This is a genomic window from Pseudomonas sp. MWU13-2517, assembly GCF_023242545.1.
In the GTDB taxonomy this organism is placed as follows: domain Bacteria; phylum Pseudomonadota; class Gammaproteobacteria; order Pseudomonadales; family Pseudomonadaceae; genus Aquipseudomonas.
This window is the reverse complement of record NZ_JALMFA010000021.1, coordinates 48532-74238: the sequence shown is the minus strand read 5'-3', so window position 1 is coordinate 74238 and position 25707 is coordinate 48532. Positions and strand designations below refer to the sequence as shown.

At 57.3% G+C, this 25707-nt stretch carries 21 protein-coding genes and 2 tRNA genes; 1 reads left to right on the top strand and 22 read right to left on the bottom strand.

The features are described 5' to 3' along the window. Window positions 1–125: 125 nt before the first annotated feature. The 15 genes from pnp to rlmE all read right to left on the bottom strand — a co-directional run bounded on the left by pnp (window position 126) and on the right by rlmE (window position 15434). Window positions 126–2231 (bottom strand): polyribonucleotide nucleotidyltransferase, encoded by a 2106-nt coding sequence (pnp, locus tag M5B97_RS25455; protein ID WP_123715855.1) that lies wholly within the window; start codon window positions 2229–2231, stop codon window positions 126–128. A gap of 195 nt (window positions 2232–2426) precedes the next feature. Then, a complete protein-coding gene (rpsO, locus tag M5B97_RS25450; protein WP_003177875.1) occupies window positions 2427–2696 on the bottom strand; it encodes a 30S ribosomal protein S15 in 270 nt (89 codons plus the stop codon). Window positions 2697–2810: 114 nt separating this feature from the next. Beyond that, window positions 2811–3728: a tRNA pseudouridine(55) synthase TruB gene (gene truB, locus M5B97_RS25445; protein WP_034117853.1), complete on the bottom strand. Its 918-nt coding sequence runs from the start codon at window positions 3726–3728 to the stop codon at window positions 2811–2813. Window positions 3729–3731: 3 nt separating this feature from the next. Next, window positions 3732–4127, bottom strand: a complete 396-nt coding sequence (gene rbfA / locus M5B97_RS25440; RefSeq protein ID WP_123715853.1) for a 30S ribosome-binding factor RbfA — start codon at window positions 4125–4127, stop codon at window positions 3732–3734. A gap of 159 nt (window positions 4128–4286) precedes the next feature. Further along, a complete protein-coding gene (gene infB, locus M5B97_RS25435) occupies window positions 4287–6809 on the bottom strand; it encodes a translation initiation factor IF-2 (RefSeq protein ID WP_123715852.1) in 2523 nt (840 codons plus the stop codon). A 27-nt stretch (window positions 6810–6836) separates the two neighbouring features. Continuing rightward, window positions 6837–8318, bottom strand: coding sequence for a transcription termination factor NusA (gene nusA, locus M5B97_RS25430; protein ID WP_096513508.1), 1482 nt, complete (start codon window positions 8316–8318; stop codon window positions 6837–6839). Between the two features lie 47 nt (window positions 8319–8365). Further along, complete coding sequence (gene rimP, locus M5B97_RS25425) at window positions 8366–8824, bottom strand: ribosome maturation factor RimP (protein ID WP_003235029.1); 459 nt, start codon at window positions 8822–8824, stop codon at window positions 8366–8368. Window positions 8825–8964: 140 nt separating this feature from the next. Next, window positions 8965–9041: transfer RNA gene (locus tag M5B97_RS25420), tRNA-Met, on the bottom strand. Window positions 9042–9137: 96 nt separating this feature from the next. Further along, window positions 9138–9223, bottom strand: a tRNA-Leu gene (locus tag M5B97_RS25415). Between the two features lie 22 nt (window positions 9224–9245). Further along, entirely contained in the window at window positions 9246–9629 is a 384-nt protein-coding gene (gene secG / locus M5B97_RS25410) for a preprotein translocase subunit SecG (protein WP_010206600.1), read from the bottom strand. Window positions 9630–9633: 4 nt separating this feature from the next. Continuing rightward, window positions 9634–10389: a triose-phosphate isomerase gene (gene tpiA, locus M5B97_RS25405; RefSeq protein ID WP_123715851.1), complete on the bottom strand. Its 756-nt coding sequence runs from the start codon at window positions 10387–10389 to the stop codon at window positions 9634–9636. A gap of 66 nt (window positions 10390–10455) precedes the next feature. After that, window positions 10456–11793, bottom strand: a complete 1338-nt coding sequence (gene glmM, locus M5B97_RS25400; RefSeq protein WP_134660615.1) for a phosphoglucosamine mutase — start codon at window positions 11791–11793, stop codon at window positions 10456–10458. 16 nt (window positions 11794–11809) lie between these two features. Next, entirely contained in the window at window positions 11810–12664 is an 855-nt protein-coding gene (gene folP, locus M5B97_RS25395; protein ID WP_248733026.1) for a dihydropteroate synthase, read from the bottom strand. 8 nt (window positions 12665–12672) lie between these two features. Continuing rightward, complete coding sequence (gene ftsH / locus M5B97_RS25390) at window positions 12673–14583, bottom strand: ATP-dependent zinc metalloprotease FtsH (RefSeq protein WP_248733025.1); 1911 nt, start codon at window positions 14581–14583, stop codon at window positions 12673–12675. A 200-nt stretch (window positions 14584–14783) separates the two neighbouring features. Then, the gene (gene rlmE, locus M5B97_RS25385) at window positions 14784–15434 is read right to left on the bottom strand and encodes a 23S rRNA (uridine(2552)-2'-O)-methyltransferase RlmE (RefSeq protein WP_010206606.1); all 651 of its coding nucleotides are present in this window, start codon (window positions 15432–15434) and stop codon (window positions 14784–14786) included. A 105-nt stretch (window positions 15435–15539) separates the two neighbouring features. On the opposite strand from rlmE, the gene M5B97_RS25380 reads away from it, so the two are divergent. Continuing rightward, on the top strand, window positions 15540–15848 hold the full coding sequence (locus M5B97_RS25380; protein WP_010206607.1) for a YhbY family RNA-binding protein: 309 nt from the start codon (window positions 15540–15542) through the stop codon (window positions 15846–15848). Between the two features lie 6 nt (window positions 15849–15854). Here the strand turns inward: M5B97_RS25380 and M5B97_RS25375 are convergent, their stop codons facing one another. The 7 genes from M5B97_RS25375 to dnaK all read right to left on the bottom strand — a co-directional run bounded on the left by M5B97_RS25375 (window position 15855) and on the right by dnaK (window position 25660). Further along, window positions 15855–16259: an MFS transporter gene (locus M5B97_RS25375; RefSeq protein ID WP_123715848.1), complete on the bottom strand. Its 405-nt coding sequence runs from the start codon at window positions 16257–16259 to the stop codon at window positions 15855–15857. Between the two features lie 28 nt (window positions 16260–16287). After that, complete coding sequence (gene greA, locus M5B97_RS25370; RefSeq protein WP_033898259.1) at window positions 16288–16764, bottom strand: transcription elongation factor GreA; 477 nt, start codon at window positions 16762–16764, stop codon at window positions 16288–16290. Further along, window positions 16761–19982 (bottom strand): carbamoyl-phosphate synthase large subunit, encoded by a 3222-nt coding sequence (gene carB / locus M5B97_RS25365; protein WP_123715847.1) that lies wholly within the window; start codon window positions 19980–19982, stop codon window positions 16761–16763. The genes greA and carB overlap by 4 nt, the downstream gene beginning before the upstream one ends. Before the next feature lie 105 nt (window positions 19983–20087). Continuing rightward, window positions 20088–21224 carry a glutamine-hydrolyzing carbamoyl-phosphate synthase small subunit gene (gene carA, locus M5B97_RS25360; RefSeq protein WP_123715846.1) on the bottom strand — a complete coding sequence of 379 codons (1137 nt, stop codon included), beginning with the start codon at window positions 21222–21224 and terminating at the stop codon, window positions 20088–20090. A 259-nt stretch (window positions 21225–21483) separates the two neighbouring features. Then, a complete protein-coding gene (gene dapB, locus M5B97_RS25355) occupies window positions 21484–22290 on the bottom strand; it encodes a 4-hydroxy-tetrahydrodipicolinate reductase (RefSeq protein ID WP_090365776.1) in 807 nt (268 codons plus the stop codon). A gap of 10 nt (window positions 22291–22300) precedes the next feature. Next, window positions 22301–23425, bottom strand: coding sequence for a molecular chaperone DnaJ (dnaJ, locus tag M5B97_RS25350; protein WP_123715844.1), 1125 nt, complete (start codon window positions 23423–23425; stop codon window positions 22301–22303). A 318-nt stretch (window positions 23426–23743) separates the two neighbouring features. Further along, complete coding sequence (dnaK, locus tag M5B97_RS25345) at window positions 23744–25660, bottom strand: molecular chaperone DnaK (RefSeq protein WP_123715843.1); 1917 nt, start codon at window positions 25658–25660, stop codon at window positions 23744–23746. Window positions 25661–25707 lie beyond the last annotated feature (47 nt).

Below are 25707 nucleotides of genomic sequence, written 5' to 3'. Positions count from 1 at the left end.
CTCATCGTGCCTGCATGCAAGTTGCGGTTTTTTTCTTTGGCTAAATGGCTGATTTTGCTTACTTTTCCATCGCCCATAAAAAAAGGACTCCGAAGAGTCCTTTTTTCAGCCTGAGCTAAGGGTGATTAAACGCCCGACGCCTTGGCTGCTGCTACGTCCTTGATGGACAGCTTGATACGGCCGCGGTTGTCCACGTCCAATACCAGCACTTCCACTTCCTGGCCTTCTTTCAGAATGTCGGTCACTTTCTCAACGCGAGCATCGCTCAGCATGGAGATGTGTACCAGACCGTCTTTGCCCGGGAGGATGTTGACGAATGCGCCGAAATCGACGATGCGCTCAACTTTACCGACATAGATCTTGCCGATCTCGGCCTCAGCGGTGATGCCCAGAACGCGCTGGCGTGCAGCTTCAGCCGCTTCCTTGGTTTCGCCGAAGATCTTGATCGAGCCGTCGTCTTCGATGTCGATCGAAGCCTTGGTTTCTTCGCAGATCGCACGAATAGTCGCGCCGCCTTTACCGATGACATCACGGATTTTGTCGGTGTCGATTTTCATCGCGATCATGGTCGGAGCGTTTTCCGACAGTTCGGTACGGGACTGACCAATGATCTGGTTCATCTGGCCGAGGATATTCAGGCGCGCTTCCAGGGCTTGGCCCAGGGCGATTTCCATGATCTCTTCGGTGATGCCTTTGATCTTGATGTCCATCTGCAGCGCGGTCACACCTTTGGCGGTACCGGCTACTTTGAAGTCCATGTCGCCCAGGTGGTCTTCGTCACCCAGGATGTCGGTCAGGACGGCGAACTTCTCGCCTTCTTTAACCAGGCCCATGGCGATACCGGCAACCGGCGCCTTCATCGGCACACCGGCGTCCATCAATGCCAGGGAGGCACCGCAAACGGAAGCCATGGAGCTGGAACCGTTGGATTCAGTGATTTCCGACACAACACGGATGGTGTACGGGAACACGTCGGCGGCAGGCAGCATGGCCTGAACCGAACGGCGAGCCAGACGGCCGTGACCGATTTCGCGACGACCAGCACCACCCATGCGGCCACACTCGCCCACCGAGAACGGAGGGAAGTTGTAGTGCAGCATGAACGGGTCTTTTTTCTCGCCTTCCAGGGTGTCCAGCAGCTGTGCGTCACGGGCAGTACCCAGCGTCGCGACTACCAGAGCCTGAGTTTCACCACGGGTGAACAGGGCCGAACCGTGGGTCTTAGGCAGAACGCCGACTTCGATGTTCAGCGGACGTACGGTGCGGGTGTCGCGGCCGTCGATACGTGGCTTGCCGTTAACGATGTTTTCGCGAACGGTACGGTATTCGATTTCACCGAATGCAGCTTTGACGTCGCTGGCGGAAGGCTGGCCTTCTTCACCGGACAGCTTGGCTACAACCTGATCCTTCAGTTCGCCCAGGCGAGCGTAACGGTCGGCCTTAACGGTGATGGTGTAGGCATCGGAAATGGCAGCGCCGAATTCGGAACGGATAGCGCCCAGCAGCTCGGTGGCTTCCGGAGCGGCAGCCCAGGTCCAGGTTGGCTTGGCAGCTTCGGCAGCCAGCTCTTTAACAGCCTGGATAACAGCCTGGAACTCGTCGTGAGCAAACAGTACTGCGCCCAGCATCTGATCTTCGGTCAGCTCTTTAGCTTCCGATTCAACCATCAGGACGGCTTCCGAAGTACCGGCAACGACCATGTCCAGGCTCGAAGCTTTCAGTTGCTCGTAAGTCGGGTTCAGCAGGTAGCCGGTGCTTTCGTGGAATGCAACGCGGGCAGCGCCGATCGGGCCATCGAAAGGAATGCCGGAAATAGCCAGGGCCGCCGAGGTACCGATCATCGCAGCGATGTCCGGATCGGTCTTCTTGCTGGTGGAAACGACGGTGCAGACTACCTGCACTTCGTTCATGAAGCCTTCTGGGAACAGCGGACGGATCGGACGGTCGATCAGTCGGGAAGTCAGGGTTTCTTTCTCGGAAGGACGGCCTTCACGCTTGAAGAAACCGCCAGGAATCTTACCGGCAGCGTAAGTTTTTTCCTGGTAATGAACGGACAAAGGGAAGAAGCCTTTGCTCGGATCAGCGGTCTTGGCACCTACAACGGTCACCAATACGGTGACGTCGTCGTCAACGGTAACCAGCACTGCGCCGGAGGCTTGACGGGCAATACGGCCTGTCTCGAGGGTAACGGTCGACTGACCGAACTGGAATTTTTTGATAACCGGGTTCACGGTGTCCTACCTTCTTTGTGGCTCTTGGGGGAACTTGTCTTCTTGCGAAATTCTTGGGCAATGCCGGGAATCGGCCCGACTCTAGTCCAGGGTAAAACGTGTATCCAGATAAAACTTGAGGCTGGGAGCCTGCCATGGGTCAGCGGGAATCCCACTGACACACGACAGACAACCAACCTCTAGCGCAATCGCTTATTAGCGACGCAGACCCAGGCGACCGATCAGAGTCTGATAACGACCCAGATCCTTGCCTTTCAGGTAGTCCAGCAGCTTACGGCGCTGGTTTACCATGCGGATCAGACCACGACGGGAGTGGTGATCTTTACCGTTGGCCTTGAAGTGACCTTGCAGCTTGTTGATGTTGTGGGTCAGCAGTGCAACTTGCACTTCTGGCGAACCAGTGTCACCAACAGCTTGCTGATAGTCAGCTACGATTTGTGCTTTTTCTTGAACGTCGAGAGCCATGAGGCAATCCTTTTTTCAGGAAACCACCCAAGGGTGATCTCAACAGGCCAGGGACAAATCCCTGTATCAAAAAATGAGTGTTGACCGTGCCTGTTAACAGCCACACTCGTCCGGTCATTCTGACCGAATCAGTCGACGTGGCGCGATGCGCCCGTCTTCGCTCACTTCACCGATACCGATAAAGCGACCGTTATGATCCTGTACCCGCACCATACCGAACTTCGGAGCGTCCGGGGCACGTACCGGCTGGCCGTTGAGCCAGTAGAACGCGCTGTGCTCCGAAAAGTGCAGCAATGGCCAATCCAGCAAACCGCTGTCCGATGGCATGAGGAAGCGATCAACCGCTTCATTGCCGCCTTCGGCGTGTACGGCTTCCAATTCTTCCAGCGTAACGGTCTGCGCCAGGCTGAAAGGTCCGGCCTGCGTGCGTCGCAGTTCTGCAACGTAGGCGCCGCAACCAAGCTTTTCACCAATATCTTCCACCAGGGTACGGATATAGGTGCCTTTGCTGCAGTCCACCGCCAAACGAGCGGTGTCGCCTTCGCAGGCGAGCAATTCCAAGCGCGCAATAGTAACAGAACGCGGTTCACGCTCCACTACTTCGCCCGCACGTGCCAGCTTGTAAAGAGGTTGCCCATCACGCTTGAGTGCCGAGTACATCGGCGGTATCTGACTGATTTCCCCACGAAAAGCGGGTAAAGCAGCCTCGATATCAGCACGACCAACGGTCACATCGCGAACCTGCAAGACGTCACCTTCGGCATCGGCCGTGGTGGTGGTCTTGCCCAACTGCATCAGGGTTTCGTAACCCTTGTCGGAATCGAGCAAGTATTGCGAGAACTTGGTGGCCTCGCCGAAGCACAACGGCAGCACGCCGGTGGCCAGGGGATCGAGGCTGCCGGTGTGCCCGGCCTTCTCGGCATTGAGCAGCCAGCGGACTTTCTGCAACGCGGCATTGGAGGTAAAGCCAATGGGTTTGTCGAGCAGAATGATGCCGCTGACATTACGACGGATACGTTTGACCTGAGCCACCGATTACTCCTTGGCGTCTTCAGGTGTGGACGTGTGTTGGCTGTCTTCAGCCACGGCGCGCTCGATCAAGGCCGACAGGTGCGCACCACGCACGACGCTTTCGTCGTAGTGGAAGTGCAACTGGGGAACGCTGCGCAGCTTCATTTCGCGGGCCAACTGCATGCGCAGGAAACCTGCGGCCGAGTTGAGCACCTTGATGCTTTGCGCGATTTCTTCGCTACTGTCCTGGCCCATCACGGTGATGAAGATCTTGGCGTGACCCACGTCACGGCTCACTTCAACGGCGGTGATGGTCACCAGGCCAACGCGCGGGTCTTTGACTTCGCGACGGATCAGCTGGGCCAGCTCGCGCTGCATCTGATCGCCGATACGCTGGGTACGGCTGTATTCTTTTGCCATGTCTTGTTACCTGTTACTGCCACACGGTGAAACCCGTGGGGTCTGAAAGCGGCAAACGCCCGGCCTGACAAAAGCCAGACCGGGCGTTGCGTTTAGAGTCCGTACGCGGCTAGGGGCATCTGCATGCTCACACGCCGCGTGGCTCCTGAAGTGCGCGAGTTAGAGGCTGCGAGCAACCTGAACCTTCTCGAAGACTTCGATCTTGTCGCCAACCTTGACGTCGTTGTAGCTCTTGACGCCGATACCGCACTCCATGCCGGCACGTACTTCGGAAGCGTCATCCTTGAAGCGGCGCAGGGATTCCAGCTCGCCTTCGAAGATAACGATGTCTTCACGCAGTACACGGATTGGACGGTTACGGTACACGGTGCCTTCGATAACCATGCAGCCAGCGACCGCACCGAATTTAGGCGAACGGAACACGTCACGCACTTCGGCGATACCCAGGATGTTCTCCCGGACGTCACTGCCAAGCATGCCGGTGAGGGCTTTCTTGACGTCTTCGATGATGTCGTAGATGACGTTGTAGTAACGCATGTCCAGGCCTTCCTGCTCGACGATCTTGCGAGCGCCGGCATCGGCACGCACGTTGAAGCCGAACAGTACAGCGTTGGAAGCCAGTGCCAGGTTGGCGTCGGATTCAGTGATACCACCGACACCGCCACCGACAACACGCACTTGCACTTCGTCGTTACCCAGGCCGTTTAAGGCGCCGTTCAACGCTTCGAGGGAACCACGTACGTCAGACTTGAGGACGATGTTAAGCGTCTTCTTCTCTTCCTGGCCCATGTTCTCGAAGATGTTTTCCAGCTTGCCGGCGTGAGCACGGGCCAGTTTGACTTCGCGGAACTTGCCTTGACGGAACAGAGCCACTTCACGGGCTTTCTTCTCGTCGGCAACCACGCTCATCTCGTCACCAGCGTCCGGAGTACCGTCCAAACCGAGGATCTCGACCGGGATAGCCGGGCCAGCTTCCTTGATTGGCTTGCCGTTCTCGTCGAGCATGGCACGTACACGGCCGTAGTTCGAACCGACCAGTACCATGTCGCCTTGGCGCAGGGTACCGTCTTGAACCAGAACGGTCGCAACCGGGCCACGGCCCTTGTCGAGACGCGATTCAACTACAACACCACGGCCTGGGGCCGATGGCGTAGCGGTCAGTTCCAGAACCTCGGCTTGCAACAGAACAGCTTCGAGCAGTTCGTCAACGCCGGTACCCATCTTCGCGGAGACCGGTACGAATGGAGTGTCACCACCCCACTCCTCCGAAGTCACGCCATGCACCGACAGTTCGCTACGGATGCGATCGAGATCAGCGCCCGGCTTGTCGATTTTGTTCACGGCAACCACCAGTGGTACGCCAGCCGCCTGAGCGTGCTGAACAGCCTCGATGGTTTGTGGCATCACGCCGTCGTCCGCAGCAACCACCAGGATCACGATGTCGGTCGCCTTGGCACCACGGGCACGCATTGCGGTAAACGCAGCGTGACCAGGGGTGTCGAGGAACGTCACCATGCCACGGTCGGTTTCAACGTGGTACGCGCCGATGTGCTGGGTAATACCGCCGGCTTCGCCAGCAGCCACCTTGGCACGACGGATGTAGTCGAGCAGGGAGGTTTTACCGTGGTCAACGTGGCCCATTACGGTCACAACCGGTGCACGGGAAACCGCCTCACCTTCAAACTTCAGGGACTCGGCCAGGGAATCTTCCAGAGCGGTGTCGCTGACCAGGGTCACTTTATGGCCCAGCTCTTCAGCAACCAGCTGGGCAGTTTCCTGATCCAGTACCTGGTTGATGGTGGCCGGAGTACCCAGCTTGAACATGAACTTGATGATTTCAGCTGCCTTGACCGACATCTGCTGGGCGAGATCGCCCACAGTGATGGTCTCGCCGATCTTCACTTCACGCACGACAGGGCCGGTTGGGCTCTGGAAACCGTGGGCGTTGCGTTTTTTCAGCTTGGCCTTGCCGCGGCCACCACGACGGAAGCCATCGCTTTCTTCGTCAGTAGTACGCGGGGCAACGCGTGGAGCAGGCGCTTTCTCTTTGACCGAGGCACGATGTGGAGCGTTTTTACGCTCACCATCGCCGCCACCACCGCGACGATTGTTATCGTCGGCACGTGGCTTGTCCGGACGACGAGGTTCTTCACGCTTGCGCTCTGCTGCAGGCGCTGGAGCTGCGGCAACCGGAGCGGTCTCACGCACAGCTTCAACAGGCGCGCTAGGTGCGGCAACTGCATCAGCGGCAGCAGGTTGCGCAGCAGCAGGCTGGCGACGCGCTTCTTCTTCGGCGCGGCGCTTGGCTTCTTCTTCAGCCTTCTGACGAGCAGCATTTTCTACTGCACGACGTTCTTCCAGCTCGCGTTTACGCTCGGCTTCGATTTCTTCCGGGCTGCGCTGTACGAAGACTTTCTTCTTGCGTACCTCAACGCTGATGCTCTTGCTACCAGCAACACGCAGGGTGCTGGTGGTTTTGCGCTGCAATGTAATCTTGCGCGGTTCTTCCACTTTCGCCTTGTGGCTGCTCTTCAAGTGAGTCAGCAAAGACTGCTTCTCACTATCGCTCACACCTTCATCGGCGGCGGTGTGCGGCAGACCTGCCTCACGCATCTGCTGCAACAGGCGCTCTACCGGTGTTTTGACCTCATCGGCCAGTTGTTTCACCGTGACTTGCGTCATGCACTTCTCTCCTCAGGCCGCGCCTAATTACTCGAACCAATGGGCTCGGGCGGCCATGATCAACTTGCCGGCACGATCATCGTCAATGCCGTCGATGTCGAGCAGATCGTCAATAGACTGCTCGGCCAGGTCTTCGCGGGTAATTACGCCGCGCACCGCCAGTTCCATCGCCAAATCCTTGTCCATACCCTCAAGCGAGAGCAGGTCTTCGGCCGGATGGGCGTCTGCCAGCTTTTCCTCAGTAGCGATGGCTTTAGTCAACAAACGATCCTTGGCCCGAGCGCGAAGCTCGTTGACGATGTCTTCGTCAAAGCCGTCGATGTTGAGCATTTCTTCCAACGGTACGTAGGCAATCTCTTCCAGGCTGGTGAAGCCTTCATCTACCAGCACCTGAGCCAGTTCTTCGTCGACTTCCAGCTCGTCGATGAAGTTGCGCAGGATGTCACCGGTTTCAGCTTGCTGCTTAGCCTGGATGTCCGATTCGGTCATCACGTTCAGGGTCCAGCCGGTCAGTTGGCTGGCCAGACGCACGTTCTGACCACCACGACCAATGGCCTGAGCCAGATTGTCTGCGCCAACGGCGATGTCCATTGCATGGGCATCTTCGTCAACGATAATTGCCGCCACTTCAGCCGGCGACATGGCGTTGATCACGAACTGCGCCGGGTTGTCGTCCCACAGGACGATATCCACACGCTCACCGCCCAATTCGCCCGACACTGCCTGGACGCGCGAACCGCGCATACCAATGCAAGCGCCCTGCGGGTCGATGCGTTTGTCCTTGGAGCGGACCGCGATCTTGGCGCGCGAACCCGGGTCGCGGGACGCAGCCATGACTTCGATCAGGCCTTCGGCGATTTCCGGCACTTCGATACGGAACAGCTCGATCAGCATTTCCGGCGCAGTACGCGACAGGATCAACTGAGGGCCGCGGTTCTCGGTGCGGATTTCCTTGAGCAACGCACGCAGACGCACGCCGACACGGAAGGTTTCGCGAGAGATGATGTCTTCGCGGGCCAACAACGCTTCGGCGTTGTTACCCAAGTCAACGATCACGTTGTCGCGAGTCACTTTTTTCACGGTACCTGAGATGATTTCACCCAGGCGCTCGCGATAGGCGTCAACGACTTGAGCGCGCTCAGCTTCGCGAACCTTCTGCACGATGACCTGCTTGGCGGTCTGTGCAGCAATACGGCCGAATTCGATCGACTCGATCTTTTCTTCGACGACATCACCGACCTTGGCGCCAGGATGCGTTTCGGCAACCTTGCTTGGCCAGGTTTCGATGGCCGGATCATCAAGATCGGCTTCTTCGACAACCGTCCAGCGACGGAAAGTCTCATAGGCACCGGTGTGGCGGTTGATTTCCACACGCAGATCAACTTCGTCTTCAAAACGCTTTTTGGTAGCAGTGGCCAGGGCCAGCTCCAGCGCCTCAAAAATCACGCTTGCCGGTACACCCTTTTCATTGGATACCGACTCAACAACCAGCAGTACTTCTTTGCTCATCGTACGCCTCGCCTTTCGCAAGCCATTGGATCCGCGGGATCCGCGTCTCAGTCAAAACTGGGAATAATGTTGGCCTTGTCGATCATATCGATCGGCAACAGGAACTCATGGTCTTCTACCTGCACCACGACATCCTGTTCTTCTACACCGCGCAGAAGGCCCTGAAAGTTGCGTCGCCCTTCAAAGGGAGATCGCAGCTTGATCTTCACTTGTTCACCGGCAAATTTTGCAAACTGATCAATAGTGAACAGTGGGCGTTCCATGCCTGGCGAGGAAACTTCGAGGGTGTATTCAACGGAGATCGGATCTTCAACATCCAGCACACCGCTGATCTGACGGCTGACAATGGCACAATCGTCCACCAGCACGCCGCCCTCTTTATCGATATAAACGCGCAACATTGAGTGGCGACCTTGAGCCGAAAACTCAATACCCCAGCATTCATAGCCTAGGGCCACGACCACCGGGGCCAACAAGGCCTGCAACTCTTCTAGCTTGCTCGACACCTGAACCCCCTCGTGCATGTATGTGCATGCTGTGCAAAATAAAAAAATGGGCGAAACGCCCATCCTTGAAACGCCGTCGAACAGCGGCGTTGAAAGTGTCCAGCTAACAAAAAGCCCCTTAAAAGGGGCTCCGCTAAAACTGGTTGCGGGGGCCGGATTTGAACCGACGACCTTCGGGTTATGAGCCCGACGAGCTACCAGACTGCTCCACCCCGCGACAAAGCTGGGGCGGAAGTATACGACCGATCCCTTACAGGGTCAATGTAACCTTCCACCTACAAGAAAGCCCGCAACAGCGGGCTCTCCTGATAATTGGTACCGAGAAGGGGACTCGAACCCCTACACCCTATGGGCACAACCACCTCAAGGTTGCGTGTCTACCAATTCCACCACCTCGGCAATACAGCGTCTACAACCCTTCTTACTTCTGCTCTTGAGCTGGAGGTACGTCAGTCGCTGGAGTAGCCGACTTTTGCTCTTGAAGCACCGGGACATCATCAGAAGCCGGTTTTGCTTTTGGTACTTCCAACACTGCTGGGTTTGGCAAACCTACTTGAGTCAGCACATGAGCTTTCTCTTTAGCAAAGTAACCTAACCCTAAGCTGGTTATGAAGAAACCTGCGGCAAGTATAGCAGTAAACTTACTAAGAAAGGTAGAGGAACCTTGGCTTCCGAATACAGTATTTGAAGCACCTGCACCGAAAGACGCACCAGCATCCGCACCTTTACCCTGTTGCAACAAAACCAGGGCAACTACGCCCAGGGCAGCCAACAGATGAAAAACGACTACGACTGTTTCCAGCATTTTTTCAGTTTCCCGCGGCGCGACAGATCGCACCGAACTCATCTGCATTCAGGGAAGCTCCACCAATGAGCCCCCCATCGATATCCGGCATGCCGAACAGTTCGACCGCATTGGCCGCCTTCACGCTGCCGCCGTATAGAAGACGCACACCTTGTGCGACTTCAGAATTCTCTGCCGCCAACTGCGCGCGAATGGCTGCATGCACATCCTGCGCTTGTTGCGGTGTAGCAGTCAGCCCGGTGCCAATGGCCCAGACCGGCTCATAAGCAATTACCGCTCTTGCAAATGCACCAACACCCAACTCTTCTATGATGCTGCCCAGCTGACGCGAGACAACTTCAAGAGTCTTGCCCGATTCACGCTGCTCAAGGGTCTCCCCGATGCACAACACCGGAATCAAGCCACAAGCCTGTGCTGCTGCGAACTTGCGATTGAGTGTTCCATCACGCTCGCCCATCATCTGACGGCGTTCGGAGTGCCCAACAAGCACATAGGAACAACCTGCATCAACCAGCTGACTCGGCGAGATCTCGCCGGTCAAAGCACCTTGCATGGGCTCCACCGCAGAGTTCTGCGCGCCGACCTGAATCGACTTGCCCTTCAAGCCATCAATCACTTGATTGATATGCAAGCAAGGCGGGAAAACCGCAACATCAACACCGCTAGGCAAGGCCAAATGACGAAGGCCATTGATCAGCTCAGCGACACTGGCGCGGGTACCGTGCATCTTCCAGTTACCAGCTACCATAGTGCGACGCATGCTGTACCCCGTCGGTCAAAGTGGGCGCAGATGTTACCCAACCACACCCTCACTGGCAAGCCGAATTCAGCCGCAAACTTCAGTTACCAGTTTTGCCAGATCCTCGGCATGACCGCGAACCTGAATTTCATCATCACCTTCGACCATAACGCGCACCAGAGGCTCTGTGCCGGACTTACGCAGCAGCACACGCCCACGCCCCGACATTGCCAGGGTTACGCGCTCGCAAGCCTCCTTGACGGCTGGATGTTCGATTGGATTTTCACCACCGGCAAAACGCACATTGAGCAGAACCTGCGGGCACTTGCGCAGCGCCTGGCGCGCTTGAGCGAGGCTCTCGTCACGACGGCGCAGCGACAACAAGACCTGCAAGGCAGCAATAATCGCGTCACCCGTGGTGGTGTGCTGGAAGCAGACAACATGCCCGGAATTCTCGCCACCCACCTGCCAGTTGCGCTCCAGCAACTCAGCGATGACATAACGATCACCCACATTGGCACGCACGAAGGGAATACCCAGATCAGCCAAGGCCAGTTCCAGGCCAAGGTTACTCATCAGCGTGCCGACGACACCGCCTTGCAGCTTGTTACGCTCGTGCAGGTCACGGGCAATTATGAACAACAGGTCATCACCGTCGACCACGGCACCCGTGTGATCCACCATCAGAACCCGGTCGCCATCACCGTCAAAAGCGATACCCAGATCAGCATGCTCCGCCAGGACTGCGGCCTGCAGTTGACCCATATGGGTGGATCCACAGTTTTCATTGATGTTCAAGCCGTTGGGCTGGGCCGACAGCACCGTCACATTAGCCCCCAACTCCTTGAACACGCTTGGCGCCACTTTGTAGGTGGCCCCATGGGCACAGTCCACAACGATCTTGAGCCCAGCAAAATTGGTACTGCTAGGTACGCTGCTCTTGCAAAACTCGATGTAACGGCCAGAAGCGTCGTTGATACGCGATACCTTACCCAGCTTACCGGACTCGACCACCGTCATTGGCGCATCCAAAAGCTCCTCAATCATCAACTCGATCTCGTCTGGCAGCTTGGTACCCTGCCCCGAGAAAAACTTGATGCCATTGTCGTCATGAGGATTGTGCGAGGCGCTAATCACGATACCGGCTTCAGCGTGAAACGTACGCGTCAGGTAAGCGATCGCCGGCGTCGGCATAGGCCCCAGCAACATCACATCAGCCCCTGCGGCGGATAAACCGGCTTCCAGCGCAGACTCAAACATGTAACCCGAAATGCGGGTGTCTTTACCGACCAGGATGCGGCACGCGCCCATGCTACGGAACGCCATACCTGCCGCCCAACCCAGTTTCAGCATAAAGTCTGGAGTAATAGGGAATTCGCCGACACGGCCACGAATGCCGTCGGTACCAAAATATTTTTTAGTCATAAGTACTCCATCATTCTTATTCAGCGGATTCTACAGCTTCGATCATGCGCACCACGTCGACGGTCTCTGCGACATCATGCACGCGCAAAATACGCGCACCCTTGGCCACTGCGAGCGCCGCGAGCGCAAGACCGCCATAAAGCCGCTCACCCACAGGGCGATTCAAAGCCAGCCCTATCATGCTTTTACGCGAAACACCGACCAACAGAGGCCGGCCAAGCGCGTGCAAGGACTCCATGTGCTTAAACAGGCTCAAGTTGTGCTGCAATGTTTTGGCAAAGCCAAAACCGGGGTCGAGGATAACCTTCTCAGGGGCAATGCCCACTGCGACGCATTGAGCAATACGCTCAGCAAGAAACCCACTGACCTCACCCACCAAGTCATCGTAATGAGGACAGTCCTGCATATTGCCGGGCTCGCCCAGCATATGCATCAAGCAGACCGGCAGACCGGTAGCCGCTGCCGCATCCAATGCGCCATCACGCCTGAGAGATCGTACGTCATTGATCAGCCCTGCCCCCAAACGCGCCGTTTCACGCATGACAGCCGGGGTCGATGTATCAACCGAGATGATCACATCCAGCTCGCGCGCAATGAGTTCGACGACCGGGGCCACCCGCTCCAGCTCCTCCAACGGAGAAACCACACGGGCACCAGGCCGAGTCGACTCGCCGCCGACATCAATCAGGGTCGCGCCAGCGGCCACCATTGCCTCGGCATGACGCAACGCAGCGTCCAATTGGCTGAAGCGGCCGCCATCGGAAAAGGAGTCGGGAGTTACATTAAGAATACCCATCACATGGGTGTGGGCCAAATCAAGAACCCGGTTGCCGCAAAGCAACCGGGTGGAGGAGGACAACGCAGAAGTCATTTCAAACCTTAATGGTCAGCTGCAGGGCCGCCGATCGGGGTTTCAGGGCGTTCATTCTGTACCACGGGCGGAGTGCCCGAGGTGCCCGAACCACCTTCCCAATCGCGAGGCTCACGAGGTGGACGCCCCGCCATGATGTCGTCGATCTGGTCGGCATCAATGGTTTCATACTTCATCAGCGCATCAGCCATCGCATCAAGCTTGTCGCGATTGTCGGTCAGGATCTGCTTGGCAGTGCCGTAGCACTGGTCAATGATGCTGCGCACTTCAGAGTCGATCAGCTTGGCTGTGTCGCCGGAGAAGCTGGCATTCTGACCACCACCGCCACGCCCCAGGAACACTTCGCCCTCTTCCTCTGCATACATCAAAGGACCGAGTTTTTCCGACAAGCCCCACTTGGTGACCATGTTCCGCGCAATCTGGCTGGCACGCATGATGTCGTTAGAGGCGCCGGTGGTTACGCCATCGAAACCAAGGGTCATTTCTTCAGCAATCCGACCACCGTACAGCGAGCAGATCTGGCTGATCAACGCACGCTTGGAAAGACTGTAACGATCCTCTTCCGGCAGGAACATGGTGACACCCAGCGCCCGGCCACGAGGGATGATCGATACTTTGTAGACCGGGTCGTGCTCAGGCACAACGCGACCGACAATGGCGTGACCCGCTTCGTGATAAGCCGTGTTCTGCTTCTCTTTTTCGGACATGACCATTGATTTGCGCTCTGCGCCCATCATGATCTTGTCTTTCGCCAACTCGAACTCTTTCATTTCGACGATGCGCTTGCCAGTACGAGCAGCGAACAACGAGGCTTCGTTCACCAGGTTGGCCAAGTCAGCACCCGAGAAGCCTGGAGTACCACGGGCAATCACCGCAGGAGCCACGTCATCGCCCATCGGTACCTTGCGCATGTGCACTTTAAGGATCTGTTCGCGACCACGGATATCCGGCAGGCCGACGACAACCTGACGGTCGAAACGCCCCGGACGCAACAGCGCAGGGTCGAGTACGTCCGGACGGTTAGTGGCAGCGATGACAATGATGCCGTCATTCATTTCAAAGCCGTCCATCTCAACCAGCAACTGGTTGAGCGTCTGCTCACGCTCATCATGACCGCCGCCCATGCCAGCGCCACGATGGCGACCGACAGCATCGATTTCGTCGATAAAGATGATGCATGGCGCGTGCTTCTTGGCCTGTTCAAACATATCGCGAACACGGCTGGCACCGACACCGACGAACATTTCGACAAAGTCGGAACCGGAAATGGTAAAGAACGGCACCTTCGCCTCACCGGCAATAGCCTTGGCGAGCAAGGTTTTACCAGTACCAGGAGGACCTACCATCAGTACGCCGCGAGGAATACGGCCACCCAGGCGCTGGAACTTGCCCGGATCACGCAGGAACTCGACCAGCTCACCCACTTCTTCCTTGGCTTCATCGCAACCTGCAACGTCAGCCAATGTGGTCTTCACTTGATCCTCGGAGAGCAGGCGTGCCTTGCTCTTGCCGAAGCTCATCGGCCCGCCCTTGCCTCCCGCGCCACCTTGCATCTGGCGCATGAAGAACATGAATACGGCGATGATCACCAGGATCGGGAAGCTCGCTACGAGGAGCTGAGTCCAGATGCTCTGCTGTTCAGGCTGCTTGCCTTCAACCACTACGTGATTATCCACCAGATCGCCAATCAGACCGTTGTCCTGAATGGCCGGACGAATGGTCTTGAAGCTGTCACCATCGTTGCGTTTGCCGGTAATCACGTAGCCATCAACCGCTACGCGCTCGACCTTGCCATCCTTAACTTGCTGGATGAAGTCGGAATAGTTGAGGGTCTGCGGCTCGTTAGGGCTGGAGAAGTTGTTCATCACCGTCACCAGGACAGCCGCGATGATCAACCACAGGATCAGATTCTTTGCCATATCGTTCAATTAACTACCCTCTGAAGCAAGCTCCGCTACTGGCGCGCGCTTCGCATGATATTCACCGGCCTAACTTACTACATTACCTACAACTCTGGCAGGCGCCGTCTGTAACCCTTTGTGAAACTTTGACTACACAATATTCGTAAAGCTTCGTGACGAAAGCGATATAAAAAAACCTATCGACTCCCTTGAAACCTTCAAAGACGCTCATCGCTGGCGGCGCCTTCGATACCGCGGAACCCCCGCGCCAACAGATATTGCTCGCGAGACCGGTCCCGGGAAGAGTCTGGCTTGCGCATTTGCACCTTGTCGAATAGCTTGCGGATGTTCTTGTGATACTCGTCGAAGCCTTCACCCTGGAAAACCTTGACCAGAAAATCACCACCCGGGCGCAATACCCGTCCCGCCAGATCCAATGCCAATTCGCAAAGGAACATGGCTCGTGGCATATCGACAGCCGGTAATCCACTCATATTGGGGGCCATGTCGGAAATCACAAGGTCTACCTGCGAATTTCCCACCGCCTCCAGGATCTCGGCCAGTACGGCATCCTGAGTAAAGTCGCCATGTACGAAGGTCACGTCCGGGATACTGTCCATCTCAAGAATATCCGACGCAATCAACCGACCTTGCCCACCAATCAGCCGACTGGCCACCTGGGACCAGCCGCCGGGAGCGGCGCCCAGGTCGATGACGCTCATGCCGGGACGAAACAATTTGTCCTTGTCCTGAAGCTCCAGCAACTTATAGCTGGCACGGGAACGATAGCCATCCTTTTGCGCCTTCTTGACGTAAGGATCGTTGAAATGCTCTTGCAGCCACTTAAGGCTAGTTTTGGAACGGGCCACGGGCCACCTCGAAAATAAAACGGGTCGTGATTAACTGGGCGGTCCCGGACTCGCTCGGGTAAACTGGCCGCCGCTTTTTACAAGATCAGACGCAGGGGTCAGATTATGCCGCTCACTCAAGAGCAGAAGAAACAGTACAAATCCATTGGCCACCATCTGAAACCAGTTCTGATTGTGGCAGACAACGGTTTGACTGAAGGTGTATTAGCCGAATTTGAACGCGCACTGAACGATCATGAGCTGATCAAAATCAAGGTCAACATCCTTGATCGCGAAGCACGCCTGGCCGCCATTGCTGAGTTGTGCAAGGTTGGCAAAGCGGACCTGGTTCAGGTCATCGGCAAGATGGCGCTGCTGTATCGCAAGAATTTCAGCGTCAACAAGCAACTGTCGAACGTTCATCGCTTCAAGTAACAAGGGTTACGGGCGTGCTTCGCACGCCCTACCACTCCATCCTGGCGCGGGCTGCAAAACCAGCACCAAGCCGGAGAACCCTAGCACAAGATAACTGAATAGCTGCCAGCGCAACGCTTCCGGCAGCCACACATGCACCACGCAAAACATTGCGCATGCATACAGCGCCATCAACAGCAGTTGGCCGCGAATATCCTGCCACAAACTTCCCAAGCCTTCGGCCTTGATCAGCACCAGCACCTGGAGCGTCACGCACGCCGCCGCAAAACCCACCAGCAACGCACTAAGCAATCCATCGATTTCATCGATCAGCAACGGCGCCAGACCGATCAGGCCCAGCACCGGCAACACGCCAATGTGAAACAACCACAGGCCACCCACCCAAAGCATCTGGGCAAGCTGCCAAAGCATGGCGCCCGCACGAAGCGGGCGCCGCCTTTCAGATGTGACGAACTTCAACAATCTCGTACTCGGTTACGCCGCCTGGCGTTTTAACGCTCACCACATCGCCCTCTTCCTTGGCAATCAAGGCGCGGGCCAGCGGGGAACCTACAGATATCTTGCCGAGCTTGAAGTCAGCTTCATCTTCACCAACGATGTGGTAAACCACGCTTTCGTCAGTTTCAACGTTGGCGATTTCAACCGTCGTACCGAAAATCACCTTGCCGGTCTTCGGAATGGTTGTCACATCAATGACCACCGAGTTCTGCAGGCGGCCTTCGATGTCGCGAATACGCGCCTCGACCATGCCCTGCTGCTCGCGAGCAGCGTGGTATTCGGCGTTCTCCTTCAAATCACCCAGCTCACGGGCCGTACCGATGTCCTGGCTGAGCTTCGGACGGACGACCTTGGTCAGGTGGGCGTGCTCCTCTTCCAGGGCCTTGAAACCCTGGACAGTCATGGGGTATTTGGTCATGCCTTCAATCCTGCGTGTAGATCCTGCAAGCGACGCACGGTCTTTTCCGGACCGAACTTGAGCGCTTCGCAGATAGCTTCGCCAGCAGCAATAGTGGTGGTGCAGTAGATCTTGTGCTGCAAGGCGTTACGACGAATGGAGTAAGAATCCGCGATCGACTGGCGACCCTCGGTGGTGTTGATGATCAGAGTGACTTCGTCATTCTTGATCATGTCGACCACGTGCGGACGACCTTCCGTCACCTTGTTCACGCGACGCACTTTCAGGCCGGCAGCCTCGATCAGCTTGGCGGTCCCGGCAGTGGCCACGACTTCGAAACCCAAGTTGATCAGATCACGGGCCACGCCTGCAACCAGTGGCTTGTCATCATCACGCACGCTGATAAACGCAGTACCGCCGGTCGGCAGCACTTCGCTGGCGCCCATCTGAGCTTTGGCGAATGCTTCACCGAAGGTGTCGCCCACGCCCATCACTTCACCGGTGGACTTCATCTCTGGGCCCAGGATCGGGTCCACACCAGGGAATTTGGCGAATGGGAACACCGCCTCTTTCACGCTGTAGAAGTTCGGAATGATTTCCTTGGTGAAGCCGATTTCCTTCAGGGTCTTACCGGCCATCACGCGGGCAGCGATCATTGCCAGAGACACACCGATGCACTTGGATACAAACGGTACGGTACGCGAAGCACGCGGGTTGACTTCAATAACGTAGATGTCCTCACCTTGCAGCGCCAACTGTACGTTCATCAGGCCGACCACACCCAATTCCAGGGCCATTTTCTTGACCTGTTCGCGCATCTCGTCCTGGATGTGTGCCGGCAGCGAGTACGGCGGCAGCGAACACGCGGAGTCACCGGAGTGAACGCCCGCCTGCTCGATGTGCTGCATGATCGCGCCAATCACTACGTCGGTACCGTCACACACAGCGTCCACGTCCATTTCGATGGCGCAGTTGAGGAAGTGGTCCAGCAGCACCGGGCTGTCGTTGGACACTTTCACCGCATCACGCAGGTAACGCTTGAGTTCTTCTTCTTCGTAGACGATTTCCATCGCACGACCGCCCAATACGTAGGACGGGCGCACCACCAGCGGGTAACCGATCTTGCTGGCCGCACGGATAGCTTCGTCTTCACTGCGCACGGTCGCGTTTGGTGGCTGACGCAGGTTCAGGCGCTCAACCATTTGCTGGAAGCGCTCACGGTCTTCGGCACGGTCGATGGCGTCAGGGCTGGTACCGATGATCGGCACGCCGGCAGCTTCCAGGGCACGCGCCAGCTTCAGCGGGGTTTGGCCGCCGTACTGAACGATCACGCCTTTTGGCTTCTCGACGCGGACGATTTCCAGCACGTCTTCCAGGGTCACTGGCTCGAAGTACAGGCGATCGGAGGTGTCGTAGTCGGTGGAAACGGTTTCCGGGTTGCAGTTGACCATGATGGTCTCGTACCCGTCTTCGCGCAGCGCGAGGGCGGCGTGCACGCAGCAGTAGTCGAACTCGATACCCTGGCCGATACGGTTCGGGCCACCACCCAGAATCATAATCTTGTCACGGCCCGACGGCGCGGCTTCGCACTCTTCCTCATAGGTGGAGTACAGGTAGGCGGTGTCGGTGGAGAATTCGGCAGCACACGTATCAACGCGCTTGTAGACCGGGAAGATCTCCAGTTTGTGGCGATGGGTACGCAGGTTTTTCTCGGTCACGCCCAGCAGCTTGGCCAGACGCTGGTCGGAGAAGCCTTTACGCTTGAGACGGAACATCATGTCGCGGTCGATGCTGGCCAGACCCAACGTCTTGACCCGCTCTTCTTCCTTGATCAGATCTTCAATCTGGACCAGGAACCAAGGGTCAATCATGTTCATGCCGAAGATGTCTTCAACGGTCATGCCGGCGCGGAAAGCGTCAGCCACGTACCAGATACGCTCGGCGCCCGGCACGGTCAGTTCGCGCTTGAGCACGCTCATGCTTTCGGGGTTGCTCAGGTCGAGCTTCTCATCCAGGCCGCAAACACCCACTTCCAGACCGCGCAGCGCTTTCTGCAGGGATTCCTGGAAAGTACGGCCAATGGCCATAACTTCACCCACCGACTTCATCTGAGTGGTCAGGCGTGCATCGGCCTTGGCAAATTTCTCGAAGGCGAAACGCGGCAGCTTGGTCACGACGTAGTCGATGGACGGCTCGAAGGACGCCGGGGTCTTGCCGCCGGTGATGTCATTCGACAGTTCATCCAGGGTGTAACCCACAGCCAGCTTGGCCGCGACCTTGGCGATCGGGAAGCCGGTAGCTTTCGAAGCCAGGGCCGACGAGCGGGATACGCGCGGGTTCATTTCGATCACGACCATGCGGCCGGTGTTCGGGCAGATGCCGAACTGAACGTTGGAACCGCCGGTTTCAACACCAATCTCGCGCAGTACTGCCAGGGAGGCATTACGCAGGATCTGGTATTCCTTGTCAGTTAGGGTCTGTGCCGGAGCCACGGTGATCGAGTCACCAGTGTGCACGCCCATCGGGTCGAAGTTTTCGATGGAGCAGACGATGATGCAGTTGTCCTTCTTATCGCGGACAACCTCCATCTCATACTCTTTCCAGCCGATCAGGGATTCGTCGATCAGCAGCTCTTTGGTCGGCGACAGGTCCAGGCCACGGGCGCAGATTTCTTCGAACTCTTCACGGTTGTAGGCGATACCGCCACCGGTGCCGCCCATGGTGAAGGACGGACGGATGATGCACGGGAAGCCCAGGGTCTCGAGGACCGCGTTGGCTTCTTCCATGCTGTGAGCGATACCGGAACGCGGACAGGCCAGGCCGATGGACTTCATGGCCTTGTCGAAACGCGAACGGTCTTCAGCCTTGTCGATGGTGTCGGCATTGGCGCCGATCATCTCTACGCCGAATTTTTCCAGGACGCCTTCGCGCTCCAGGTCCAGGGCGCAGTTCAGCGCGGTCTGGCCGCCCATGGTCGGCAGCAGCGCGTCCGGACGCTCTTTCTCGATGATCTTGGCAACGGTCTGCCACTTGATCGGTTCGATGTAGGTAGCGTCGGCCATGGCCGGGTCGGTCATGATGGTGGCCGGGTTGGAGTTCACCAGGATGACGCGGTAGCCCTCTTCGCGCAGTGCCTTACAGGCCTGGGCGCCGGAGTAGTCGAACTCGCAGGCCTGGCCGATCACGATCGGGCCAGCGCCGAGAATCAGGATGCTTTTTATGTCTGTACGTTTTGGCATGGGTTTGTCACTCAAATCCGCAGGTCAGTCGGCAAGCCGTCTTGAACAATCTTTGGAGAGCCTGCGGGGGCCACCAGGGTTTGGGGCCGCCCGCGGGTCGCTCAGTCAGCGTCGCTTGGCCATCTCATTGATGAAACGGTCGAACAGCGGCGCTACGTCGTTCGGGCCCGGGCTCGCTTCAGGGTGGCCCTGGAAGCTGAACGCACTCTTGTCGGTGCGCTCGATACCCTGCAGGGAACCGTCGAACAGCGACTTGTGAATAGCGCGGACGTTGCTCGGCAAGGTTGCTTCATCTACCGCAAAACCGTGGTTCTGGCTGGTAATCATGACAACGCCAGTATCTAGGTCTTGCACAGGGTGGTTGGCGCCGTGATGGCCGTGACCCATTTTCAGAGTCTTGGCGCCAGAGGCCAGGGCCAGCAACTGGTGACCGAGGCAGATACCGAATACCGGAATTTCGGTCTCCAGCACTTCCTTGATCGCCTGGATGGCGTAGTCGCAAGGCTCAGGATCGCCCGGGCCGTTGGACAGGAACACGCCGTCCGGTTGCAGAGCCAGCACATCGCTGGCCGGGGTTTGTGCCGGGACCACGGTCACACGGCAGCCGCGCTCAACCAGCATGCGCAAGATGTTGTACTTGACGCCGTAGTCGTAGGCCACAACGTGATACGGCAGATCAGCAGCTTCGATCGTTTCGTGGCTGTCGGTCTTCAAGTCCCAGACAGTGGAGCGCCACTCGTACTTCTCTTTGACGCTGACGACTTTCGCCAGGTCCATGCCTTTCAGGCCAGGGAAGCCTTGGGCTGCGGCAATCGCCGCCTCTTCGGAAATATTGTCACCGACCATGATGCAGCCGTTCTGCGAGCCTTTTTCACGCAGGATGCGCGTCAGGCGACGCGTATCGATCCCGGCGATCGCCACAACGTTGTTGGCTTTCAGGTAATCGGACAGCGACATCGTGTTACGCCAGTTGCTCGCAACCAGCGGCAGGTCACGAATCACCAGGCCGGCCGACCAGACACGATCCGACTCGACGTCTTGCGGCGTAGTACCCGTGTTGCCGATGTGAGGATAGGTCAGGGTAACGATCTGCTGGGCGTAGGAAGGATCGGTAAGGATTTCCTGATAGCCGGTCATGGCGGTGTTGAACACCACCTCTCCAACGGTCTGACCGTCGGCTCCAATGGCTTCGCCGCGAAAAATGCTGCCATCAGCAAGGGCGAGTATGGCTGGCTTAGTCAAGAAGACCTCCCGTAAATAAAGCCTGAAAGGGCGATCGCAGGTTGTAAAAAAGCGGAGTGACGTATGGACACGTCACCCCGCTTCTTCACTGAATTATTCTGCGCGCTTTTAGTGGACACACTAAAGCTGTAGCTTACAGAAAAAGGCTTTTTTGGTCCACCGCTAATGAGCCTTAAAGGCAGGGGAATGCGACAGGACGTCGCCTAACGGGTAAAAACGGAGCCAAAGCATAAGCGTGAGGCCCCGTTTTAGCTACTGATTAGTGCAGATCCAGCACGTCACGCATGTCGTAAAGGCCAGGCTCGCGACCTTCCAGCCAAAGCGCAGCACGCACTGCACCCTTGGCAAAAGTCATGCGACTGGATGCCTTGTGAGTGATTTCCAGGCGCTCGCCTTCAGCAGCGAACAACACGGTGTGATCCCCCACCACATCACCACCCCGAACGGTGGCAAAGCCAATGGTGTCATGCGCGCGCGCACCGGTATGGCCTTCGCGGCCGTACACAGCGACTTTCGACAGGTCACGCCCCAGGGCATCGGCAATCGCCTCCCCCATACGCAACGCAGTACCGGACGGCGCATCGATCTTGTGGCGATGATGAGTCTCGATAATCTCGATATCAGCCTCATCACCCAGAACGCGAGCCGCCAGATCCAGCAACTTGAGCGACAGGTTCACCCCCACACTGAAGTTGGCAGCAAAAACGATAGGAATATCCTTGCCCGCCTCCACCAACAACTGCTTCTGCTCGGCACTCAAGCCGGTGGTACCGATCACCATGGCCTTGCCGGCCTTGCGGCAGAACGCCAGGTTCTTCAGCATCACGTCCGGCAGCGTGAAATCGATCAATACGTCGAACTCATCAGCCACCTGCTCCAGATTACCGGACAGCGAAACGCCAATTCGCCCCAACGAGGCCAGCTCACCCGCATCCGCACCGATCAGCGTGCTGCCGGGACGGACGATTGCCGCGGTCAACCCGGAAGCCGGCGAGCGTTGCTGCACCGCCTCGACCAGCGTCTTGCCCATGCGCCCTGCAGCGCCCATTACGGCTATACGTCGCATACTCACTTCCTTACAGGTCGCCGAAGAAGCGCTTCACGCCATCGAAAAAGCCAGTGGTCTTCGGAGAATGGGAGTCGTCCCCTTCCAGCGAGCTGCGGAACTCTTCCAGCAATTCACGCTGACGACGATTGAGATTGACCGGCGTTTCCACCGCCACACGGCACATCAGGTCACCAGCACCGCCGCCGCGCACCGGCGCAACGCCTTTGCCACGGATACGGAACTGCTTGCCGGTCTGCGTACCTTCAGGAATCTTGAGCTTCACACGCCCATCAAGCGTAGGAATCTCGAGCTCGCCACCCAAAGCCGCGTCGACAAAACTGATCGGCACCTCGCAGAACAAGTGCTTGCCATCGCGCTGGAAGATCGAGTGCTCGCGCACATTGATCACCACGTACAAGTCACCCGTAGGGCCACCCTGAGTACCCGCCTCGCCTTCGCCCGACAGACGAATACGATCACCGGTATCCACACCCGCCGGTACTTTCACCGAAAGGGTTTTGTACTCTTCGACACGACCTTCGCCGTGGCAGGAGTCGCATGGGTCGGAAATGATCTTGCCCTGGCCATGGCAGCGCGGGCAGGTCTGCTGCACCGAGAAGAAACCTTGCTGCATGCGGACCTGGCCAATACCACCACAGGTCGGGCAAGTGATCGGCGAGGAGCCCTTCTTGGCACCGGAGCCATCGCACGGCTTGCAATTGACCAGCGTCGGCACACGGATATTGACGCTGGTGCCGCGCACGGCTTCTTCCAGGTTCAGTTCCAGGGTGTAGCGCAGGTCGCTGCCGCGCTGGGCGCCACCACGCTGACCACCACGGCCGCCGCCAAAGAAGTCACTGAAGACATCGCCGAAGATATCGGAGAAGTTCTGACCACCAAAACCGCCACCACCACCGCCCATGCTCGGGTCGACACCGGCATGGCCATACTGGTCGTAGGCCGCACGCTTGTTAGGGTCAGATAGACATTCGTAGGCTTCGTTAGCCTCTTTGAACAGTTCTTCGGATTCTTTGCTATCCGGATTACGGTCAGGGTGATGCTTCATCGCCAGACGACGGTAAGCCTTCTTCAGGTCCGCCTCGCTGGAGCCGCGCTCCACACCCAATACTTCGTAATAGTCACGCTTTGCCATAAGTCTTTGCACTCTTAAGGACGTTCAGCCGGACCCTCCTGAGCCTTGCCAAACTCGTTGAGCCCCAATACAGGCCCGGACCCAACTCACGTCAATTCAACGATCCTGGTCATTACTGCTTTTTAGCCGGAGTCCCGGCCAAAAGCGCGGTATTTACTGCTCGGAAAGCAGGAGCATTCCCGATCACACCGCCAGTATCCGAACGCTGTCGCATACTGTAAAAATTCGCATACCCCAGACACACCAACGCGGGAGCAAGCTCCCGCGCGGCGACATCCTACCAGTCACCGCTTGATAGCGGTCAACCGGGCGACCAACTTACTTCTGGTCTTTGACTTCTTCGAACTCGGCATCGACAACATCGTCGTGCTTGGCTTCAGGCTCTGCATGCTGCGCAGCGCCGTCTGCCGGCTGGCCTTGCTCAGCGTACATTTTCTGAGCAACCGGCGCGGAGACTTTCGACAGCTCCTCAACCTTGGCTTCGATGGCAGCCTTGTCGTCGCCTTTGACAGCGGCTTCCAGAGCAACCACGGCAGCTTCGATCGCGGCCTTCTCTTCGGCAGTCACCTTGTCGCCAGCATCAGCGACCATTTTGCGCGTCGAGTGAACCAAGGCATCACCTTGGTTACGGGCACCGGCCAATTCGGCAAACTTGGCATCCGCGTCAGCGTTGGCTTCGGCATCACGAATCATCTGTTGAATTTCTTCATCAGACAGGCCGGAGTTGGCCTTGATGGTGATCTTCTGCTCTTTGCCGGTCGCCTTGTCTTTCGCGCCTACGTGCAGGATGCCGTTGGCGTCGATGTCGAAGGTCACTTCGATTTGCGGCACGCCACGTGGTGCTGGTGGAATCTCGGACAGGTCGAACTTGCCCAGGGATTTGTTCTGCGCAGCCTGCTTACGTTCACCTTGCAGCACGTGAATAGTCACGGCGCCCTGGTTGTCGTCGGCAGTCGAGAACACCTGCGATTTCTTGGTAGGAATCGTGGTGTTTTTCTCGATCAGCGCAGTCATCACGCCGCCCATGGTTTCAATACCCAGGGTCAGCGGGCTGACGTCCAGCAACAGTACGTCTTTCACGTCACCGGCCAGGACCGCGCCCTGGATGGCAGCACCCATGGCAACCGCTTCGTCCGGGTTCACGTCTTTACGTGCTTCCTTGCCGAAGAACTCGGTTACTTTCTGCTGAACTAGTGGCATACGGGTCTGACCGCCAACCAGGATCACGTCGTTGATGGAACCAACGTCGATACCTGCGTCTTTCAGTGCGATGCGGCAAGGCTCGATGGTGCGTTGAACCAGGTCTTCAACCAGCGCTTCCAATTTGGCGCGCGAGATTTTCACGTTCAAGTGCTTAGGACCGGTGGCATCTGCAGTGATGTACGGCAGGTTCACGTCGGTCGACATGCTCGAGGACAGCTCGATCTTGGCCTTTTCAGCAGCTTCTTTCAGGCGCTGCATGGCCAGCGGGTCGCCCTTGAGGTTCATGCCGCTTTCTTTCTTGAATTCGTCAACGAGGTAGTCGATCAGACGAATGTCAAAGTCTTCACCACCCAGGAAGGTGTCACCGTTGGTGGCCAACACTTCGAACTGGTGCTCGCCGTCAACTTCAGCGATCTCGATCACGGAAACGTCGAAGGTACCGCCACCCAGGTCATAAACGATCACAGTGTGGTCGCCCTTGGCCTTGTCCATACCGTAAGCCAGAGCGGCTGCAGTTGGTTCGTTGATGATACGTTTTACGTCCAGGCCCGCGATGCGGCCTGCGTCTTTGGTTGCCTGGCGCTGGCTGTCGTTGAAGTAGGCCGGAACGGTGATCACCGCTTCGGTGACGGTTTCGCCCAGGTAGTCTTCGGCGGTTTTCTTCATCTTTTTCAAGACTTCAGCCGAAATCTGCGGTGCAGACATCTTGTTGCCATTTACTTCAACCCAGGCGTCACCGTTGTCGGCCTTGGCGATTTTGTAAGGCACCATCTTGATGTCTTTCTGCACGACTTCTTCGTCGAACTTACGACCGATCAGACGCTTTACCGCATACAGCGTGTTATGCGGGTTAGTTACAGCCTGACGCTTGGCCGACTGACCAACAAGGATTTCACCGTCGTTGGCGTAAGCAATGATCGACGGCGTGGTACGCGCGCCTTCGGCGTTTTCAATAACTTTTGCAACGCCGTTTTCCAGCACGGAGACGCAGGAGTTGGTGGTCCCCAGGTCGATACCGATAATTTTGCCCATGATTTACTCTCCAGAAACTTGAATTTGGATGCCGCAGCAGTGGTGGC

Coding starts and splice junctions, on each gene's coding strand:
- dnaJ (WP_123715844.1), bottom strand. CDS start 23,425: ATGGCAAAGCGTGACTATTACGAAGTATTGGGTGTGGAGCGCGGCTCC.
- carB (WP_123715847.1), bottom strand. CDS start 19,982: ATGCCAAAACGTACAGACATAAAAAGCATCCTGATTCTCGGCGCTGGC.
- glmM (WP_134660615.1), bottom strand. CDS start 11,793: ATGACTAAAAAATATTTTGGTACCGACGGCATTCGTGGCCGTGTCGGC.
- secG (WP_010206600.1), bottom strand. CDS start 9,629: ATGCTGGAAACAGTCGTAGTCGTTTTTCATCTGTTGGCTGCCCTGGGC.
- nusA (WP_096513508.1), bottom strand. CDS start 8,318: ATGAGCAAAGAAGTACTGCTGGTTGTTGAGTCGGTATCCAATGAAAAG.
- rpsO (WP_003177875.1), bottom strand. CDS start 2,696: ATGGCTCTCGACGTTCAAGAAAAAGCACAAATCGTAGCTGACTATCAG.
- dapB (WP_090365776.1), bottom strand. CDS start 22,290: ATGCGACGTATAGCCGTAATGGGCGCTGCAGGGCGCATGGGCAAGACG.
- folP (WP_248733026.1), bottom strand. CDS start 12,664: ATGACTTCTGCGTTGTCCTCCTCCACCCGGTTGCTTTGCGGCAACCGG.
- tpiA (WP_123715851.1), bottom strand. CDS start 10,389: ATGCGTCGCACTATGGTAGCTGGTAACTGGAAGATGCACGGTACCCGC.
- dnaK (WP_123715843.1), bottom strand. CDS start 25,660: ATGGGCAAAATTATCGGTATCGACCTGGGGACCACCAACTCCTGCGTC.
- M5B97_RS25375 (WP_123715848.1), bottom strand. CDS start 16,259: ATGCTTTGGCAGCTTGCCCAGATGCTTTGGGTGGGTGGCCTGTGGTTG.
- infB (WP_123715852.1), bottom strand. CDS start 6,809: ATGACGCAAGTCACGGTGAAACAACTGGCCGATGAGGTCAAAACACCG.
- greA (WP_033898259.1), bottom strand. CDS start 16,764: ATGACCAAATACCCCATGACTGTCCAGGGTTTCAAGGCCCTGGAAGAG.
- rbfA (WP_123715853.1), bottom strand. CDS start 4,127: ATGGCAAAAGAATACAGCCGTACCCAGCGTATCGGCGATCAGATGCAG.
- ftsH (WP_248733025.1), bottom strand. CDS start 14,583: ATGGCAAAGAATCTGATCCTGTGGTTGATCATCGCGGCTGTCCTGGTG.
- M5B97_RS25380 (WP_010206607.1), top strand. CDS start 15,540: ATGCCGCTCACTCAAGAGCAGAAGAAACAGTACAAATCCATTGGCCAC.